2 protein-coding genes are annotated in these 962 nt (G+C 65.3%); both read left to right on the forward strand.

The genetic code is table 11. The features are described 5' to 3' along the window. The coding region (locus K728_RS0112115) for a transglycosylase family protein (RefSeq protein WP_024476888.1) at positions 1 to 232 on the forward strand (232 nt) is incomplete at its 5' end. Between the two features lie 94 nt (positions 233 to 326). Beyond that, positions 327 to 962: 16S rRNA (adenine(1518)-N(6)/adenine(1519)-N(6))-dimethyltransferase RsmA (gene rsmA, locus K728_RS0112120; RefSeq protein ID WP_024476889.1), on the forward strand; the 636-nt coding region annotated here is incomplete at its 3' end.

Consider the following 962-nt stretch of genomic DNA (forward strand, 5'->3'; position numbering starts at 1 on the left):
GGCGCTGGCCCAGTGTGAGTCCGGGGGGAACTGGTCCATCAATACCGGAAACGGCTACTACGGTGGACTGCAGTTCAGTGCCCCGAGCTGGCTGGGTGCGGGTGGTGGCAAGTATGCCCCGCTGCCGCATCTCGCGTCGCCAGCGGAGCAGATTGCCACTGCTGAAGTGCTCAAGCAAAACGGCGGTTGGGGCCACTGGCCTTCCTGTTCGGCGAAGCTCGGGCTTGGATAGCACCTCGGGTAGCGGCCTACGGGCAACCAAACACCAAAATCGGGTTCCCCAGGCGGGGCCCGCTTTTGCGTGGCGCCCGACTACCATGGCTTAGGTGACTCAGCCCCCTAACCCCCAGCCGGTCCAACCCCTATTCGGCGCCGGTGATGTCCGCCGGTTGGCCGCTGACCTGGATTTGCGGCCCACCAAGACCCTCGGCCAGAATTTCGTCATCGACGGCAACACTATTCGGCGGATCGTCGCGGCAGCTCATATTGACCCGGGAGAGACGGTCCTCGAGGTGGGTCCTGGCCTCGGATCTCTGACGTTGGGCCTTCTCGACGCTGCGGCCCGGGTGGTGGCGGTGGAAATCGACCCGGTGCTGGCCGGGCGCCTACCGGACACGGTCGCCAGGTGGCGGCCGGAGACTGCAGCCAACCTGGACGTGGTGCTCGCTGACGCGATGCGGGTTACCGAACTGCCACACCCGCCCACCGCGCTGGTGGCGAATCTGCCATATAACGTCGCAGTGCCGGTGGTCCTGAACCTTTTGGAGAACTTCCCGTCGCTGCGCCACGGACTGGTCATGGTGCAGGACGAGGTAGCCGATCGGATGGCAGCGGGCCCCGGTTCAAAAACCTACGGGGTACCCTCGGTCAAGGCTGCCTGGTACGCGACCATGCGCAAGTCGGGCGTAATCGGGATGAATGTGTTTTGGCCGGCGCCGAAGATCGCCTCCGGGCTCGTCGGG

This window comes from Arthrobacter sp. CAL618 (assembly GCF_000468215.1).
GTDB lineage: Bacteria > Actinomycetota > Actinomycetes > Actinomycetales > Micrococcaceae > Arthrobacter_D.